A 14,712-nucleotide genomic window follows, 5' to 3' on the forward strand; every position below is an offset into this window, starting at 1 on the left:
TTGGTCCATGCCGCATGCCGTGGCGTGCGCAGGCTTTGCGGGGTGTCAGGCCGGATGACCGATATGCTCGTACAGGATCACGCAGCCGATGACGATCAGCACCAGGCCGCCCACCAGTTCGGCGCGCCGGCCTGCCACTGTGCCCAGCACGCGGCCCAGCATCACGCCCAGGGTGACCATGACGAAGGTGGAAAAGCCGATGGCGGCGGCCGTCACGACGATGTTGGCGCCCAGCAAGGCCAGGCCCGCGCCCACCACCATGGCGTCGATGCTGGTGGCCAGGCCGGTGGCGGCCAGCACCCAGAACGAATGCGACTGCGCGGGCGCTTCATCCTCGTCGTCGGAAAGGGCATTGCGTATCATCAACAGGCCGATGATGCCCAGCAGGCTGAAGGCGATCCAGTGGTCCCATGCTTCCACGTAGGGCGCTGCCACGCTGCCCAGGGCCCAGCCTATGACGGGCGTGATGGCTTCGATGACGCCAAAAATCAGGCCCGTGCGCAGCGCCTCGCGCCATTGCGGCTTGTGCAGGGCGGCGCCCTTGCCCACGGCGGCCGCGAAGGCATCGGTGGACATGGCAAGGGAGAGGGCGGCGGTGGCGGCGAAATTCATCGTTGGCTTTCTGTAAAACCTGGCTGGGATGTGTATAAACTAGTAACCCGGCGATTTTACCCTACGTACAGCACCACCAAGGAGGCCAGCAGGCAATACGCGCCAAAGAAATGCCAGCGCCCCCGCTCCAGCCAGTGCGACAGCCAGCGCAACGCCAGCAAGCCGGCCAGGAAAGAGAGCAGCATGCCCAGCACGCTGGGGCCCAGCAGGTGCAGCAGGCTGTTGCCGTGTTCCAGATGGTCCAGGCTGCCATTTGCCACGGCCTGGTAGAAGCGCCAGCCTTCCTTGACCAGCACGGCGGGCGTCAGCACCACGGCCAGGGCAAAGCTGAACTCCTCGGCCCGGCGCTGCGGCACGCCCATGGCGATGCCGGCGGAAATGGTGGCGCCCGAACGGGAAAATCCCCGGAACGGCAGGCACAGGCCTTGCACTGCGCCGATCAACATGGCCTTGCCGAAGGATAAGGTGCCATGCTGGCGCGCTTGCAGGCGCGAGGAGACGATAATCAACACGCCGGCAGCGGCCAGCGCGGCAGCCATCAGTTTGGCGTTGCCGAACAGGTGCTCGATTTCAAAGCCGGGCGCATCCTTGCTCATGATGTGCGTAATGCCCTTCAGCAAGCCGAAGCCGACGATGCCCGTCAGGGCCGTGGCGGCCACGAGCAGCAGCACATTGCTGCGGAAGGCGGTGGCCGAGCTGAAATAGGTGGCGCGCCAGGATGTCCAGAAGTACACGATGACGGCAAACATCGTGCCCGTGTGCAGCATCACCAGCAGCATGGTCAGTTCAGGTGACGTGGGGTCCAGGCCCATCCATTTTTCCGCCATGATGACGTGGGCGGAGCTGGAAACAGGCAGCAGTTCGGCGAAGCCCTGGACGATGGAAAGAATAAATAATTGCAAAAAGCTCATGGGACTCTGGAATCAGGCGGGGAAGATGGGCCGCCGATTTTACCCGCCAGTGACGGCGGGCGCGTCCCGCAGCAGATTACAGTTTGTCCATGTTTACGGCTTGGCCGCTACTTGCGGCTTGAAGACGGCGCGGAAAGCCTTCAGCGCGGCCGGGTGATAAATCGTGCCATGACTTTCTTCCGGCATCTTTTCCAGATGCCATTGCAAGCCGGGCGGCGCCTGTTTTGCCAGCACCTCGGACAGGCGCTGCACTTCGACGGCGATGCCCGCTTCGCTGCTGGACGCCAGGTACAGGCTGTGCTTGCCTGGCTTGCCCTTGGCCAGCAAGGCTGCCGCCTGGCGCGGCAGGGCGCCATGATTCCACCACAGGCTGGGGTCGAATGCCAGGTAATGGTCGAACAGCTGCGGTTCCAGCAGGTACGTTTCCACCACGAACAGCCCCGCCAGCGATTCGCCGACGATGGCCGTTTCGCCTGTCGTGCGGTAGCGGCGTTTGACTTCCGGCATCAGTTCATCGCGGATGAAGGCCCGGTACGCCGACGCGCCGCCCACCACCGGGGCGATCTTGCGGTCTTCGCTACTCTCCGTCGGGCCCGTCAAGTCGCGCCGGCGCTGCGTGTTTTGCATGCCGACCAGCATGAAGGGGCGCATCGTGCCATTCGCCACCGACACTTGCAGCAAGCCGGCCACGTGCAGGAAATCCTCCGCCACGCCGCCGTCCGGCATGTACAGCACGGGCAATGGCGCATCGGGCGGCGTATCCCAGGCGCGCGCCATGTAGACATTGATGTGGCGCTTTTCCTTCAGCGCCTGCGAATCGATGCTGAAGCTTTCGCCGATGACGAGCGGTATGGCCGCGCTGGAGGTGGCGGTGGGCGCGGCAATGGCGAGATGGAAGGAGCTGGACAGCAGCAGGGCGGCGGTGAGGTGCAGTGCAAGGCAAGAGCGGCGCATGTTTTCCTGTGATAAGTAGTGGATCGATGGCATGTACTCGTATAGACATGCCATCAAGCAATTTTATCTTATCTATTTTAGCTTTGATGCAGTATTACTTGATTGTTAATAGTTCCCTTTCGAGCACGATACCTGCCTTGTCCACCGTATAGGCGACCAGCAGCGCGCCATCGTCGGCGCAGGCGTGGCAGCTCTTCAGGGGCGTGGAAAACAACAGGCGCTGGCCACCGTCTTGCGTTGCCGTACTGCCAATAAAGTCGGCGGGGGCAAACGGTACGGCGTCCGGGTGGGCGGCGGAAAACGCGTGCCAGGCGGGTGTGGTGCGGTCTTCCTCGCGCACGGAATCGTCGTCGACGTCGATGGCCGCGCCATCGCTGCCGATCAGCAAGCTGCCTTCATTCGTGTTGGCGCGGAAAGGATAGGTGACGGTGGCCAGGGCCACCTTGCCCAGCGGGCGCCAGGCGGAGATGAAGCCCGCCTTGTTTGCCTTGACCAGCATCCTGGCGGCGGCGATCGCTTGCGGGCGCGCGCCGGCGCGCTGCATGGTGCGCAGCATGCAGACGTCGGGCGCGGAGGGCGATTGCTCGCTGCGGCAGGCCGACAGCGAGCGTTCCTGCCACACGGCGCGCGCATCGACGGGGCCCGTTTCCAGGGCATGGGCCGCCTGCATGGTGGCCAGGGCCGAGAACGCAAGGATGGCGCAGCTAACTACGCGGCGGGAAAATCGTGTGGGCATGCATGGGCCTCTCAATAGCGGAAACGATACAGTCTCCGATTATAGGAGGGGGCGGCGTGCTCGCGCGCACGGCTGGCTGGCCGCTTGCGCCTCGATTAACGTTTTTTTGCCGCCGCCTGGCGCAAGGCCTTCGCTTCCAGCTTGTTGAGTATGTGCGGGCGCGTAGCCAGCTCCGCCTTGACGGCGGCGATGGCGGCGCCGAACTGCTGCCCGGCCTGCGCAGGGCTGGCGCCTGCATAATCGTGCTCGTTGGATTGGGCGGCGCGCAGCCGGCGCAGCAGCGCCAGCAGTTGCTTGCCGTGCAGGGCAGGCAAGTGCTGCGCCAGCACTTGCTTGGCTACCGCGCCTTCCACATGCTCGGGGTCGAGCAGGCGCAGCAAGGCCAGGCCTGCGGGCCGTGGGACCGGAGTGAATTTGTTCATCCGGCCATTCTAAACGACGCCAGAATTACAGGTACTCCCAGATTTCATCGAAAGTTTCGCGTGCGAAATCGTTGCGCCAGGCTTCCGTATTCTTTTCGCGGCTGACGGCAAACACGGCGCGCCAGGTCTGCTTTGGTGCGCTGGTGTAGGTCGCGGCGATCTTCTTCAGGCCAGCCGTGCATTGCTCGACCTTGCAGCCGCTCTTGGCCAGTTGCTGGGCGGCAGCCGCCCATGCCACGGGCACTTTGACGACCTGGCATTCGAAGCTGACGGCGGCCGTCTGCATGCCGTTTTCCACCGTCACCGGGTCCGCCTTGGTGGCCTGGCATGCGGCGCCATTCTTGGCGGCGATGACATTCGCGGCCAGCAATTCGGCGGCCGGCGTTACGGCTGCGCGCATGGCGGCGGGGAACAGGTCAGCGATCAGCTTGCCAGTTTCCGTTGGAAACCTGGCGTCCGTTTCCTTCAAGCCGCTGTACGACGCGTATTCGGCGCTCTGTTGGCCCGCCAGGCGGGTTGGGCGCAGGTAGGCATTGAGCTTGGCGACGCTGGCTTCATCGTGGTTGATGATGGTTTTGATGTACAAATTGGCCACGTCGACCGGCGCCAGTTCGACGGCTGCTGCTTCGGCGGCGATGGTGGGCTGGGCCATTGTCACGGCGGCGGCAAAGACGGTGGCCATCAGGGCGGTGTGCGATGTTTGTTGCGTTTGATGCATGTATTTTCTCCACGATTCGATGTCAGGCGCCAAAAGATGCTTTGAGGCAATTCTAGCGCCCGCATTATATATGGTGAAAGTCATAATGTTGCGCACGTCAGGTCATCCACCTCATGCATCCGCCTTGCTGGCCCTTTCAAGCAAAGCCAGCAGCAGCTCCTTGCGCCGGCCTTGCGCCTTGCGGGCAAGGGCTGCCAGTTTTTCCAGCTTGCCCCAGACTGGATACAGCATGTGCTCGATCAGATAGCCTTCCAACCCCTGCAGTTGCTGGCAGAACAGTTCCAGCTTCTCCACCTCTTCCAGTTCCGCCTGGATTTTCACCTTGGCGTTATCCGTGCACGCGCGCAGGCACGCCGCCAGCACGGCAATAGAATCCGTCGTGACGCCATGCTGCTCGGCAAAGGCGGCCGTGAACTGGTCCTGCACGCACTGGTGTTCCTCGTCGACGTTGACCATATAGTGCTGCACCAGGGGGAAATAGCGAGAGTCCAGCAAGCCCAGGCCGAACGCGGCGTAAGTGCCGGGCATGCAATTCTTTTCGCCTTCCGTGTCGGCGTAGAACTCGAATTCTTCGATGGCTGCGCGCGCATACGCTTCCAGTTGCGGCTGCAGGGCAGCATGGGCGAGGGCGTTGGCAAAGAAGCGGTGCGTATCGGACCTGGCCAGGCCTTTCAAGGGAAGATATTCCTTCACCTTCGATTTGAGCTTGATCTGGTAGCTTTTCGGGAAACCGTTTTGCAGCAAGTGCGTGATGAATGCCAGCGCCTGCGCATACGCGCCTTCCTCTTCCCGGGCGATGCTGATGCTGATGGTGGCAAACACATCGTTGGCGCGGCATTCCAGCAGTGCATTTTTTACATGGATGTCGGCATCGGGGAAGCTGCCGCTGCCTTCCTTGAGCATGCGCACGGCCCGTTCGCTGCCCAGTTCGCGGGCGATTTCCAGGAATTTCAGGCCCTTTGATTTAGCGTAGTTCGGTTCGTGGCGCAATATCATCACGGCACCATACAGCAGCAGGTCGATCGGCTGCAGCGCCTGCGCATCGTGCAATGCGCCCGCCTTCAAGGTGTATTCCGTGGCGCGGTAGCGCGATAGCGCGCGGTCATAGTATTGCGGCAGGAAGATATTTTCCGCCCATACGGTGATGGCGCGGATGATATGGTAGCGGTGCTCGGCCAACGTGTCCGGACGTGCCTTGTTCAAGGCCTGGATGCGGTCATACTGGGCGATGATCCAGGCCACGTCAGGTTGCGGGAACAGCTGTTGGTCGAGCAGGTGGCGCGCCAGGAAGAACGTTTCCTGCGGTGGCGTTGGCTCGCTGCCCTGCGTGAGCGTTTGCCCGATGTACGCGTGTATGTTTTCCAGCAAGGCCTGGCGCTTGCCGTCGTTGACGTATTCCAGCAACGTCAGGTGCAGCTTGCCCTGCGCCGTCTGGAACTTGCCGCGGAAGGTGAAACGGTAGTCGATCATCGGCGTGTCCACCAGCGGCACCAGGCGGGCTTGCACCAGCGCCGTCAGCTGCGGCGCGACAGCCTCGCGCATTTGCGCATCGTCCAGGCGCGCCGGCGTCCTGGGGCGCGCGTCGTCGTCATCGAATCCCAGGTCGAGATCGTCGGCGGTGGTGCGGCCCGGCTTGTAATCGAGCATGAAGTCATTGAAGATGCCCGCTTGCAAGGTCGTGCGCTTGACGGATTGCTCCAGATCCGTGCGCTGCAGGCGCTCATCGAACCAGGCGTGGATGGCCGCCGTCATTTCCTGTGTTGCCAGCTCTACAAGTGTACTCATTAGTATCGTCGTCTTTTCCTGCGTTGCGCGTGACAGTGCCACCGGCTGCCGTCACGGTCATGTTTGATATAAAGCACTATTTTAGGTGTTCGTGCCTGGCCGCAACAAGGGCCGCACGGCTGTCAGGACGGGGCGGTGAGGAAGCGCGCGTCGATGTCATCGGACAGCGGTCCCACGGTGATCGTGGTGTGCCAGCCGGAAGGCTTGTCGTTGCCATCAAACAGGGCGATGCGCGTGTGGACAAACAGGACCGAATACACGCCCGATTTCATGTCGCGGTTCAAGTCCCAGTGCATCAGCTCGATCGCTTCGCCCATGCGCGGCAAATGGGCGCCCGGCGGCAGCAGAATGTTCTGGTTGATAAATTCCCTGCTCGGGCCCGGTTCCTTGTGGCGCGGATCGATGTAGCGGAACGAGACGCTGGTAACGATGTTTTGCATGCGTGGCACCTGCTTGGTTATATATTTGATGACAATAGCACAGGGAGACGCCCGAAGCGTGCGCTGCACGGCACCGGGCGGGCGCGCACCTATGTTCGTTAGCAGACGGTGATTGGCAAGTCATCGCGTTAGGCTTATCTATTCTTAGTCATTGAGATTGCCGAAAACGCCATGATGCATATATTTCTCGCGGAAAACCGCGCCGAACTGGAACGCCGTTGCCGTGACAAAGTCGCCAAGCGGCCCCTGCGTTTTTCGACTGAAATGCAGTTAAGAGAAGGCATCCCCATCTTTCTGGATCAGTTGATCCGCACCCTGAAGGCGGAAGAGGCGGGCCACATGGCGAAGAGCCTGGCCATTTCCGGCCCCGCCGATGGCAATGCGCTGGCGACATCGGAACTGGCCGACAGCGCCACCACGCACGGCGGGCAATTGCTGGCGCTGGGCTATTCCGTCAGCCAGGTGGTGCACGATTATGGCGACCTGTGCCAGGCCGTCAGCGACCTGGCGCTGGCGAGGGGCGAACAATTCGCCGTCGAGGAATTCAGGACGCTGAACCGCTGCCTCGACAACGGCATTGCCGAAGCCGTGTCGGAATTTACCCAGCGGCGCGACGTACTGATTGCGAATGAGCAGGCACTGGCATTGAGCCAGCGTATCGGCTTTTTCGCCCATGAATTGCGCAATCACCTGGGCACGGCCGGCCTGGCCGTCGCCGCGCTCAAACAGGGCGGCATGGACGTGGCGGGTGCGACTGGGGCCGTGCTCGACCGCAGCCTCGTTGGTTTGCGTACCCTGATTGACCGCTCGCTGGCGGAAGTGCGGGTGGAGGCGGGCCTGACCTTGCAGCGTTCGGTATTCTTCCTGAGCAACTTCATCAGTGAATTGGGCTATTCGGCCAAACTGGAAGCGGACTTGCTGCGTTGCACCTTGATCGTGGAAGAGGTCGCACCCTTGCTGCAGCTCGATGCGGATCAGGATTTGCTGCTCTGTGCCGTGGGCAACCTGCTGCAGAATGCCTTCAAGTTTAGCGCGCCGAATGGCACGGTGGTGCTGCGCGCGTATGCGAACGGCGAGCGGATCAGGATCGAAGTGGAAGACAACGGCGCCGGCCTGTCGCCGCAGGCTGCAGATGACTTGTTTTTGCCCTTTACGCAAGGCGGCGCTAACAAGACGGGCCCGGTCTTGGGCCTGTCGATTGCCCGGCGCAGCGTGGAAGCGAATGGCGGTACCTTGAGCGTGGAAAGCGTATCTGGCCATGGCTGCGTCTTCATTATCGACCTGCCCCGGCATGCGGGGGCTGTCGCCACCCCCGTGCCTTGAGCGGACGCTGCAGCCATGCCCTATGCCATTGCGCGCGACTGCTAGCGCTCGCCCTGTGCCAGCCAGTCGCGCGGCGACAGGCCCGTGCATGCGCGGAAGGCCCGGGTGAAGGCCGGCTGGCTGCCATAGCCCACTTCCAGCGCGACGTCCTGCACCAGCCAGCCTTGTTTGAGCAGCGCCTGGGCGCGCAGCATGCGCTGGCTTGTCAGGTATTGGGCCGGCGGACAAGCGATGACCGCGTGGAACTGGCGCGCGAAGCGGCTGCGCGACATGCCGCACAGGCTTGCCAGCGATGCCACGCTCCAGCGGCGCCCGGGATGGTCGTGCATGGCCGCCAGGGCTTTGGCGAAGGCCGCGTCGGACAGGCCGAACAGGCGCGAGGCCGATATCAGCTTGCTGGCCAGCGCATGGCGCAGCAGCTGGACGAGCAGCACGTCGCACAGGCGGTTGAGCACCAGTTTCTGCCCCAGTCCGCCATGCTGCGCCTCGTCGAACAGCAGGTCGAGCACGCCGGCCATCGCCGGTAGTTGCGCCAGCGGGATGTGCAGGCAGGGCGGCAGCTTATCGAGGACGGCATCGCCATCGCCCGCCAGACGGACGGTGGCGCACAGCAGCCGTGCCGTGCCGGCGCCCGTGTCCAGGCCATGCGCCAGCGCGCGCGGATAGAACACCAGCGAGGGCACGTCGACCTGCAACAGCGTGCCATCGTCGTGGGTGAAGGTCACAGGTCCCCGCCGCACCAGGTGCAGGTGGCCCGTTCCCGGCTGGGCCGGAAAGTGGTTGCTGCCGCAAAATGCGCCCTCGAAGAAGGTGTCGGCAGAGAACTCCATGCGCATCAACAGGGCAGACAGACGATCCATGGTTAACAAAGAGACGGAAAGATATAAATTGTAGACTAAAAGCAACTAATGTTTCCACTTTTATCGCTATGATGATGGCCCGATGTTTGTCCTGGACAACATTTTCTTACTGCGCCACCTGAATGGAGAGTTACCATGGCATTGTCCAACACATTGTCCAACTTAAAGATCGGCACCCGCCTGTATCTGGCCTTTGGCGCCGTCCTCGCCTTGCTGGCGATACTCGTCGCTTCCGCACAAACGAATTTGTCGCGGCTGGGCGAGGCGAATGGCTTGAACATCCATACCTACGAGGTACTGGCCGAGGCAAGCAGTTTGCTGGAAAGCCTGATCAATATCGAAACGGGCCAGCGGGGCTTTGCGCTGACCGGCAAGGATAGCTCGCTGGAGCCGCTGGTCGCGGGCCAGCGCAGTTTTGGCGAGCATTTGCAAAAGATCCGCGCCCTGACGGCGGACAATCCTGCGCAGCAGGAGCGCCTGGCGGTGCTCGATCGTACCCGGCAACAGTGGCAGGTAAGCGCCATCGAGCCCGTCATCGCTCTGCGTCGCGCGGCCGCCGCCGATGGCAATCTCGATGCGGTCGTGGCGGCCGAGCAGGCGGGCAAGGGCAAGTCGGCCATGGATGCGATGCGCGCCTTGCTGGCCGACATAGGCAAGACGGAAAGTATGCTGCTGGCGCAGCGCGCCGACGAAGCTGCTGCCCTGAAGACGCGCACCACGGTGGTGCTATTGGGCGGAGGCGCCGTCGCCGTGTTGCTGGCGGCGGTCCTGGCCATCTGGTTGACCCGCAACATCACCGTTCCCCTGAGCGCAGCCGTGACGCTGGCCAAGCGCGTTGCGCAAGGTGATCTGGGCAGCCATATCGACGTGCGTTCGCGCGATGAGACGGGGCAGTTGATGGCCGCCCTGCGCGACATGAATGCGGCCCTGGTACGCATCGTGGGCGAGGTGCGTGGCGGCACGGAGACGATTGCCACGGCGTCGGGCCAGATCGCGGCGGGCAATATGGACTTGTCCTCGCGTACGGAGCAACAGGCCAGTTCGCTGGAAGAAACGGCGTCTTCAATGGAAGAACTGACGGCGGCCGTCAAGCAGAATGCGGACAATGCGCTGGCGGCGCGTTCGCTGGCGGCGGCGGCGTCCGCCGTGGCCGTCAAGGGCGGTGCGGTGGTGTCCGACGTGGTGCAGACCATGGGCTCGATCAATGATTCCTCGCGCAAGATTGCTGACATTATCGGCGTGATCGATGGCATCGCCTTCCAGACAAATATCCTGGCCCTGAACGCCGCCGTGGAGGCTGCACGCGCGGGCGAACAGGGACGCGGTTTTGCCGTGGTGGCCACGGAAGTGCGCAACCTGGCCCAGCGTTCGGCCAGCGCCGCCAAGGAAATCAAGGGCTTGATCGATGATTCGGTCGACAAGGTGGGCGTGGGCAGCAAGCTGGTCGACCAGGCCGGTGCCACCATGCAGGAGGTGGTTGATAGCGTCCAGCGCCTGAGCGCCATCATCGGTGAGATTACGGATGCGAGCGAAGAGCAGCGCCTGGGCATCGAGCAGGTGAATGAAGCCATCAGCCAGATGGATCAGGTGACGCAGCAAAATGCGGCCCTGGTCGAGGAGGCGGCCGCTGCGGCCAATGCCATGCAGGATCAGGCGGCGCAGCTGTCGCACGCCGTGCAAGTGTTTCGCCTGAAGGATGCGCCGCAGACCACCCAGGCCGGCGCGGCGCAGCCAGCCGGGCATCGGCCCCTGGCATTGACCATGGGCGGCTAGCCTCCGGCACTGTGGCTCCGCAGGCGACGGCGTATGGTATTTCCGCACAGATCGTCAAGTAAATGCAGGTATGGCTGGACGGAAATGTTACATCTGGGTATTCTGCGCATCTGATACTTATTTCTATACAGAAAAAGGTAAGAGGGCGGTTCGTGCCAGCGGCAATGCGGCTCGCACGGCCAGGCAAGGTCAGGCATGCAAAGGTGAAGTCGTCCGCTTGCTGAGCGAAACTATCGTGTTTCGGCTCGCAACGGGCAGGGAAACAGTGCTGTCATCTTTAAAATAGTAGGAGAGGTTGCTCATGGATGCAGAAAAGGATGTTGTGTACGGTACAGAAGATTTGTTGATGAGTTTGTGCAACTCGGTGGTTCGGGTGCTCAACGTGGCAACGCAAAGTAGGGTCAATTATTCAGGCATGGTGCAGCGCATCACCAAGACCGGCCTGAAGCCGGACATCGGTTGCTTCGTGATGTTCGATGGCGGTTTCACGGGCCTCGTGGTGCTCAATTTTGCCGCCGATACGGCGATGGAAATCTATGAGCGCTATATGTTGCACATGGGTATGCCGAAGTCGGAACTGGCCAGTTTCTACACGTCGGACGAAGTGTCGAACATCATGGGCGAGCTGATGAACCAGATCGTGGGCGACTTCACGGGCAAGGTGCGGCGCGAGCTGCAAACGAACATCACCCAGAGCCAGCCGAAGATGCTGGTGCTGAACAAGCAGGTGATGCTCAGCGTCGACACGCCGCTGGACCGCCCGGAAATGCGCCGCGTCACCTTCTACACAGAAAAGAACAACATTTTCTATCTGGAACTGGCGATCGACCGTACCGAGTTCATCAAGCTGCACGATTTCGATTCGCGTGAAGTTGATGCCGACTCGCTGATGGATACCGAATACGCGAACCGCGAACGCGACGCCGCCCCGGCGCCAGCGGCGGAGCCGGAAGACGACGACAACGCCGACTTGCTCAAGTCCCTGGGCATGTAAGCGGGCGTTGCGACTAGCGGCGGCATACTTGCCGCCGCTAGTCGATGATGTTTGCCTTGCGCAAGCTGTCGGGCAAAAATATACTCCCAAGAATACCAAACACAACAAACAGCGGGGCACCGATCCACGCAAGGGCCGTGCCTGACGTCATGTCAAAGAACATGCGGCACAGGGACGCGATCAAAAAAGCATACACGCCCGCCGTCCCCAGCACGGTGCAAGTGATGGCGACGCCATTCCTTGCTGTCCTGATGATCTTGTTGAAATCCATTGCTTATCTCATTGCCGGCCATGCCGGCACATCGTGCGCACCGCCGCGAGGCTGGGCGGGGGGCAACGACGATACTTTTTCCAGCCGCCGTTCTCCCGCCATGCCGGGATGCTTGCCATCATCGAGCGACCAGTACTCGAGCGCATACACATAGTCGCCGTCGACGATGGTCAGCGTTTCCTTCTGGCGGCCGTTGCGTGCCTTGTAATATAGGCGCCGCGCGGGCTTGCCATCCACCGTCTGCCTGAACGCTTGCGGCGAAATGGTGACCCGCTTGCCCGACTTGCCCGCCATCGACATCGCCGTGATCGTCAGGTAGGCGCGGTCCGGGCAGCGCGCCAGCAGGTGCGCGCCGCTCAGCACGGTTGGATGCGCCCGTTCCAGCGGGAAGCCATACGCCTGCACACCGACGATATCGTCGCACGCCATCTGCTGCGCCAGGGTCGTCAGCGCGGCCGGGTCGAGCGCGCTGCTAAAGTGCTTTTCAGCCGCTTGGGCCAGGCCAAGGGCCCAGCGGCGCTCCAGCTCGGCCAGTGAAATGTCGCTCGCCACAGGCAGCGGCGCGGGGGCATCCGGATCGGCGGCGCTGGACGTTTCCGCCTGCATGCGTGCGGCGACGGAGTGGCTGCGCTCGGCTTGCCATATTTCCATTGGCTCGGCAGCCTGGAGCGTGTTGGCGAGGCAGGCGGCAATGGCCAGCATGAAAATTTGTTTTTTTAGCATGAGGTCTCGTGGATGTGCGGCGTGCGCAGCAAGTGGCGCGCGCTGGGGCATGGGAAGAAATGCTATGCATTCTGGCATCGAATAGCGAGTTTGCCTATGTGCGCACGGCAAGAAATGCGTCTGATCTCCGCCAGATATTTCAGGGCCGGCACATTTAATCTATTTAGCTTAGCTATTTTCTGCAAAAGACTGGGCGCATTGTACTTAATTGCTGGAATTATTAATTTCTCATTCAAAATTATTTATGCGGATTTGATTCCAATGGGAAACACAGTGTGGCAAAAAAATACTAATTCAATACAAAAGAAGCGTATTTTTTAGCACCACCTTGATGTATATCAATATAATTGTCACACATCTACACAATTCTCGCTACGCTCCCATAGAGCCGCGCCATCACCTGTGTTTCTTTGCCAGTAAGTATCTTAAGTCATTGATTATTAACGTTACTATTTTCTGCAAATGGTTGGTTGGGCCAGGTGTAATCAGGCTTTTGTATGTGGCTGATAGGGGCATGTTGGCAGCGTTGTGGCTGTAATGGTGTGTTAATCCGCTGCAGCCTTTTCATCGTTTTCATCCTGCCGAAAAGCAAGACTGGCTGGCATGAATGGGGCAGATTATGGGCTTGCCCCGCGGGCGCTTCTACTCGCAGGACGCGATGGCGGGATGTTTCCTGATGATGGCAGTCCATTTGGAGGCTGGATGTTGAAACGACAGTTATTGTGTATCGATTTGAGTGGCAATGGCTCGCTGCATGAGGCAGGCATGCAGCAGTTTGACGTGGCGTGGGAAGGCTGGAAAGTCTGCACCATGACGAGCCTGGCGGCCGCGGCACGTGCGTTGCGCACGCAGGCTTTTCCGGTTGGGGTACTGATTTGCCCCCTCGACGGCCTGAGAGAAATCGATGGTTTCTTGCATCAGCATTGGGATATGCAATGGGTGGGCATTTTTCCACCGCGCACCTTGCAGACGGCGCTATGTCGGCGTCTGGTACGCGATCATTGCTATGATTATCACACTTTGCCTGTCGACATGCTGCGGCTGCAGCATACCCTGGGCCATGCTTATGGCTACGCCACTTTACGCGAGATGCCGGAAGCGCCACTGTGTGCGCTGGAACAGCCAGATATGGCGCTCAAGGGCAGTGGCGTCGCCATAGGCCGCTTGCGGCGCCAGATCCTCAAGGTCGCCGGTGCCAGCGCTCCGGTGCTAATATGGGGCGAGTCGGGCAGTGGCAAGGAGCTGACGGCGCAAGCGATACACGTCCATTCTGCGCGCGCGGCTGGGCCCTTCGTGCCCATCAATTGTGGCGCCATTCCGGCTGGCCTGGCGCAATCCGAGCTATTTGGCCATGAACGAGGTGCATTCACCGGGGCCACCCGGGACAAGCGGGGCTTGATCGAGTCGGCGGCAGGTGGCACGGTATTTCTTGACGAAATAGCTGACCTGCCGCTCCCCTTGCAAACCAATCTGCTGCGCTTTCTGCAGGAAAAAACCATTTGCCGTGTCGGCGCCACGCACAGTACCGCCGTTGACGCGCGCGTCATTGCTGCCTCGCATGTCAATTTGCTGGAGGCCGTGCAGCAGGGCAGGTTCCGGGAAGATTTGTACTACCGGCTCAACGTGCTGGCGCTCGATGTCCCTCCTTTGCGCGAACGGAAGGAAGACTTGATGTTGCTGGCAAACCATTTTTTTGCCACCTATGTATCGGAGCGGGCGCCGCTGGTGCGTGGCTTCAGCAACGCAGCCGTCGAGGCGATCTGCAACCATAGCTGGCCGGGCAATGTGCGCGAATTGATCAACCGGGTGCGGCGCGCCATGGTGATGGCGGAAGGCAGGGCGATCCTGCCGCAGGACCTGGGCTTGCCCGTTGCGGACGCGCCAGGCGGCGATGTTGCACTTGACGGTATTCGCTGGCGCGCGGACCGTGACGCCGTGCAGGCCTGCCTGGCCAGTGCCGGCAGCAATGTCAGCAAGGCCGCACGCAACCTGGGCGTGTCGCGCATGACCTTGTACCGGATGATCAAAAAACTCAATATCGAATGTTGAACCTGGCGCCCCACGGGAATTTTTTGGCTATGTCACCGTAAGGTGTGGGAACTCTCCCATGGTTGCCTTCAACAATGTTTCTGGGGAGCGGATGCGTCCGGCGTCGAGTATCCAGCGCCACCCCAGATAATTCGGCAGGTA

At 61.3% G+C, this 14,712-nt stretch carries 15 protein-coding genes and 1 pseudogene; 4 read left to right on the forward strand and 12 right to left on the reverse strand.

Going from position 1 to position 14,712, the window contains the following annotated elements; genetic code table 11:
• Positions 1-45 precede the first annotated feature (45 nt).
• The 8 genes from mntP to ACQ4WN_RS10200 all read right to left on the reverse strand — a co-directional run bounded on the left by mntP (position 46) and on the right by ACQ4WN_RS10200 (position 6,578).
• Positions 46-612, reverse strand: coding sequence for a manganese efflux pump MntP (gene mntP, locus ACQ4WN_RS10165; RefSeq protein ID WP_436551429.1), 567 nt, complete (start codon positions 610-612; stop codon positions 46-48).
• A 56-nt stretch (positions 613-668) separates the two neighbouring features.
• Entirely contained in the window at positions 669-1,523 is an 855-nt protein-coding gene (locus ACQ4WN_RS10170; protein ID WP_436551430.1) for an undecaprenyl-diphosphate phosphatase, read from the reverse strand.
• Positions 1,524-1,616: 93 nt separating this feature from the next.
• Positions 1,617-2,477: an alpha/beta hydrolase gene (locus ACQ4WN_RS10175; protein ID WP_436551431.1), complete on the reverse strand. Its 861-nt coding sequence runs from the start codon at positions 2,475-2,477 to the stop codon at positions 1,617-1,619.
• A 94-nt stretch (positions 2,478-2,571) separates the two neighbouring features.
• The gene (locus ACQ4WN_RS10180; RefSeq protein WP_436551432.1) at positions 2,572-3,213 is read right to left on the reverse strand and encodes a hypothetical protein; all 642 of its coding nucleotides are present in this window, start codon (positions 3,211-3,213) and stop codon (positions 2,572-2,574) included.
• 95 nt (positions 3,214-3,308) lie between these two features.
• Positions 3,309-3,635, reverse strand: coding sequence for a hypothetical protein (locus tag ACQ4WN_RS10185; protein ID WP_436551433.1), 327 nt, complete (start codon positions 3,633-3,635; stop codon positions 3,309-3,311).
• Positions 3,636-3,660: 25 nt separating this feature from the next.
• Positions 3,661-4,353, reverse strand: coding sequence for a hypothetical protein (locus tag ACQ4WN_RS10190; protein WP_436551434.1), 693 nt, complete (start codon positions 4,351-4,353; stop codon positions 3,661-3,663).
• Between the two features lie 111 nt (positions 4,354-4,464).
• Entirely contained in the window at positions 4,465-6,138 is a 1,674-nt protein-coding gene (locus ACQ4WN_RS10195) for a DUF6138 family protein (RefSeq protein WP_436551435.1), read from the reverse strand.
• Between the two features lie 122 nt (positions 6,139-6,260).
• A complete protein-coding gene (locus ACQ4WN_RS10200; RefSeq protein WP_436551436.1) occupies positions 6,261-6,578 on the reverse strand; it encodes a hypothetical protein in 318 nt (105 codons plus the stop codon).
• A 171-nt stretch (positions 6,579-6,749) separates the two neighbouring features.
• On the opposite strand from ACQ4WN_RS10200, the gene ACQ4WN_RS10205 reads away from it, so the two are divergent.
• Positions 6,750-7,901, forward strand: coding sequence for a sensor histidine kinase (locus tag ACQ4WN_RS10205; RefSeq protein WP_436551437.1), 1,152 nt, complete (start codon positions 6,750-6,752; stop codon positions 7,899-7,901).
• A gap of 41 nt (positions 7,902-7,942) precedes the next feature.
• On the opposite strand, the gene ACQ4WN_RS10210 is transcribed toward ACQ4WN_RS10205, so the two are convergent.
• Positions 7,943-8,761 (reverse strand): helix-turn-helix transcriptional regulator, encoded by an 819-nt coding sequence (locus tag ACQ4WN_RS10210; RefSeq protein ID WP_436551438.1) that lies wholly within the window; start codon positions 8,759-8,761, stop codon positions 7,943-7,945.
• Between the two features lie 135 nt (positions 8,762-8,896).
• Between ACQ4WN_RS10210 and ACQ4WN_RS10215 the strand changes: the two genes are divergently transcribed.
• Together ACQ4WN_RS10215 and ACQ4WN_RS10220 are read left to right on the forward strand one after the other, a co-directional pair.
• Positions 8,897-10,534 carry a methyl-accepting chemotaxis protein gene (locus tag ACQ4WN_RS10215; RefSeq protein WP_436551439.1) on the forward strand — a complete coding sequence of 546 codons (1,638 nt, stop codon included), beginning with the start codon at positions 8,897-8,899 and terminating at the stop codon, positions 10,532-10,534.
• Between the two features lie 301 nt (positions 10,535-10,835).
• On the forward strand, positions 10,836-11,528 hold the full coding sequence (locus tag ACQ4WN_RS10220; protein ID WP_436551440.1) for a DUF3334 family protein: 693 nt from the start codon (positions 10,836-10,838) through the stop codon (positions 11,526-11,528).
• Between the two features lie 37 nt (positions 11,529-11,565).
• On the opposite strand, the gene ACQ4WN_RS10225 is transcribed toward ACQ4WN_RS10220, so the two are convergent.
• Together ACQ4WN_RS10225 and ACQ4WN_RS10230 are read right to left on the reverse strand one after the other, a co-directional pair.
• A complete protein-coding gene (locus tag ACQ4WN_RS10225) occupies positions 11,566-11,799 on the reverse strand; it encodes a hypothetical protein (RefSeq protein ID WP_436551441.1) in 234 nt (77 codons plus the stop codon).
• 3 nt (positions 11,800-11,802) lie between these two features.
• Positions 11,803-12,522: a hypothetical protein gene (locus tag ACQ4WN_RS10230; protein WP_436551442.1), complete on the reverse strand. Its 720-nt coding sequence runs from the start codon at positions 12,520-12,522 to the stop codon at positions 11,803-11,805.
• A gap of 702 nt (positions 12,523-13,224) precedes the next feature.
• Here ACQ4WN_RS10230 and ACQ4WN_RS10235 point away from each other — a divergent pair.
• Positions 13,225-14,571 (forward strand): sigma-54 dependent transcriptional regulator, encoded by a 1,347-nt coding sequence (locus ACQ4WN_RS10235; protein WP_436551443.1) that lies wholly within the window; start codon positions 13,225-13,227, stop codon positions 14,569-14,571.
• A gap of 27 nt (positions 14,572-14,598) precedes the next feature.
• On the opposite strand, the pseudogene ACQ4WN_RS10240 reads toward ACQ4WN_RS10235, so the two are convergent.
• Positions 14,599-14,712: pseudogene (locus ACQ4WN_RS10240) on the reverse strand (IS1595 family transposase); the annotation flags it as partial.

The organism is Janthinobacterium pasteuri (assembly GCF_051380775.1).
Classification (GTDB): domain Bacteria; phylum Pseudomonadota; class Gammaproteobacteria; order Burkholderiales; family Burkholderiaceae_D; genus Janthinobacterium.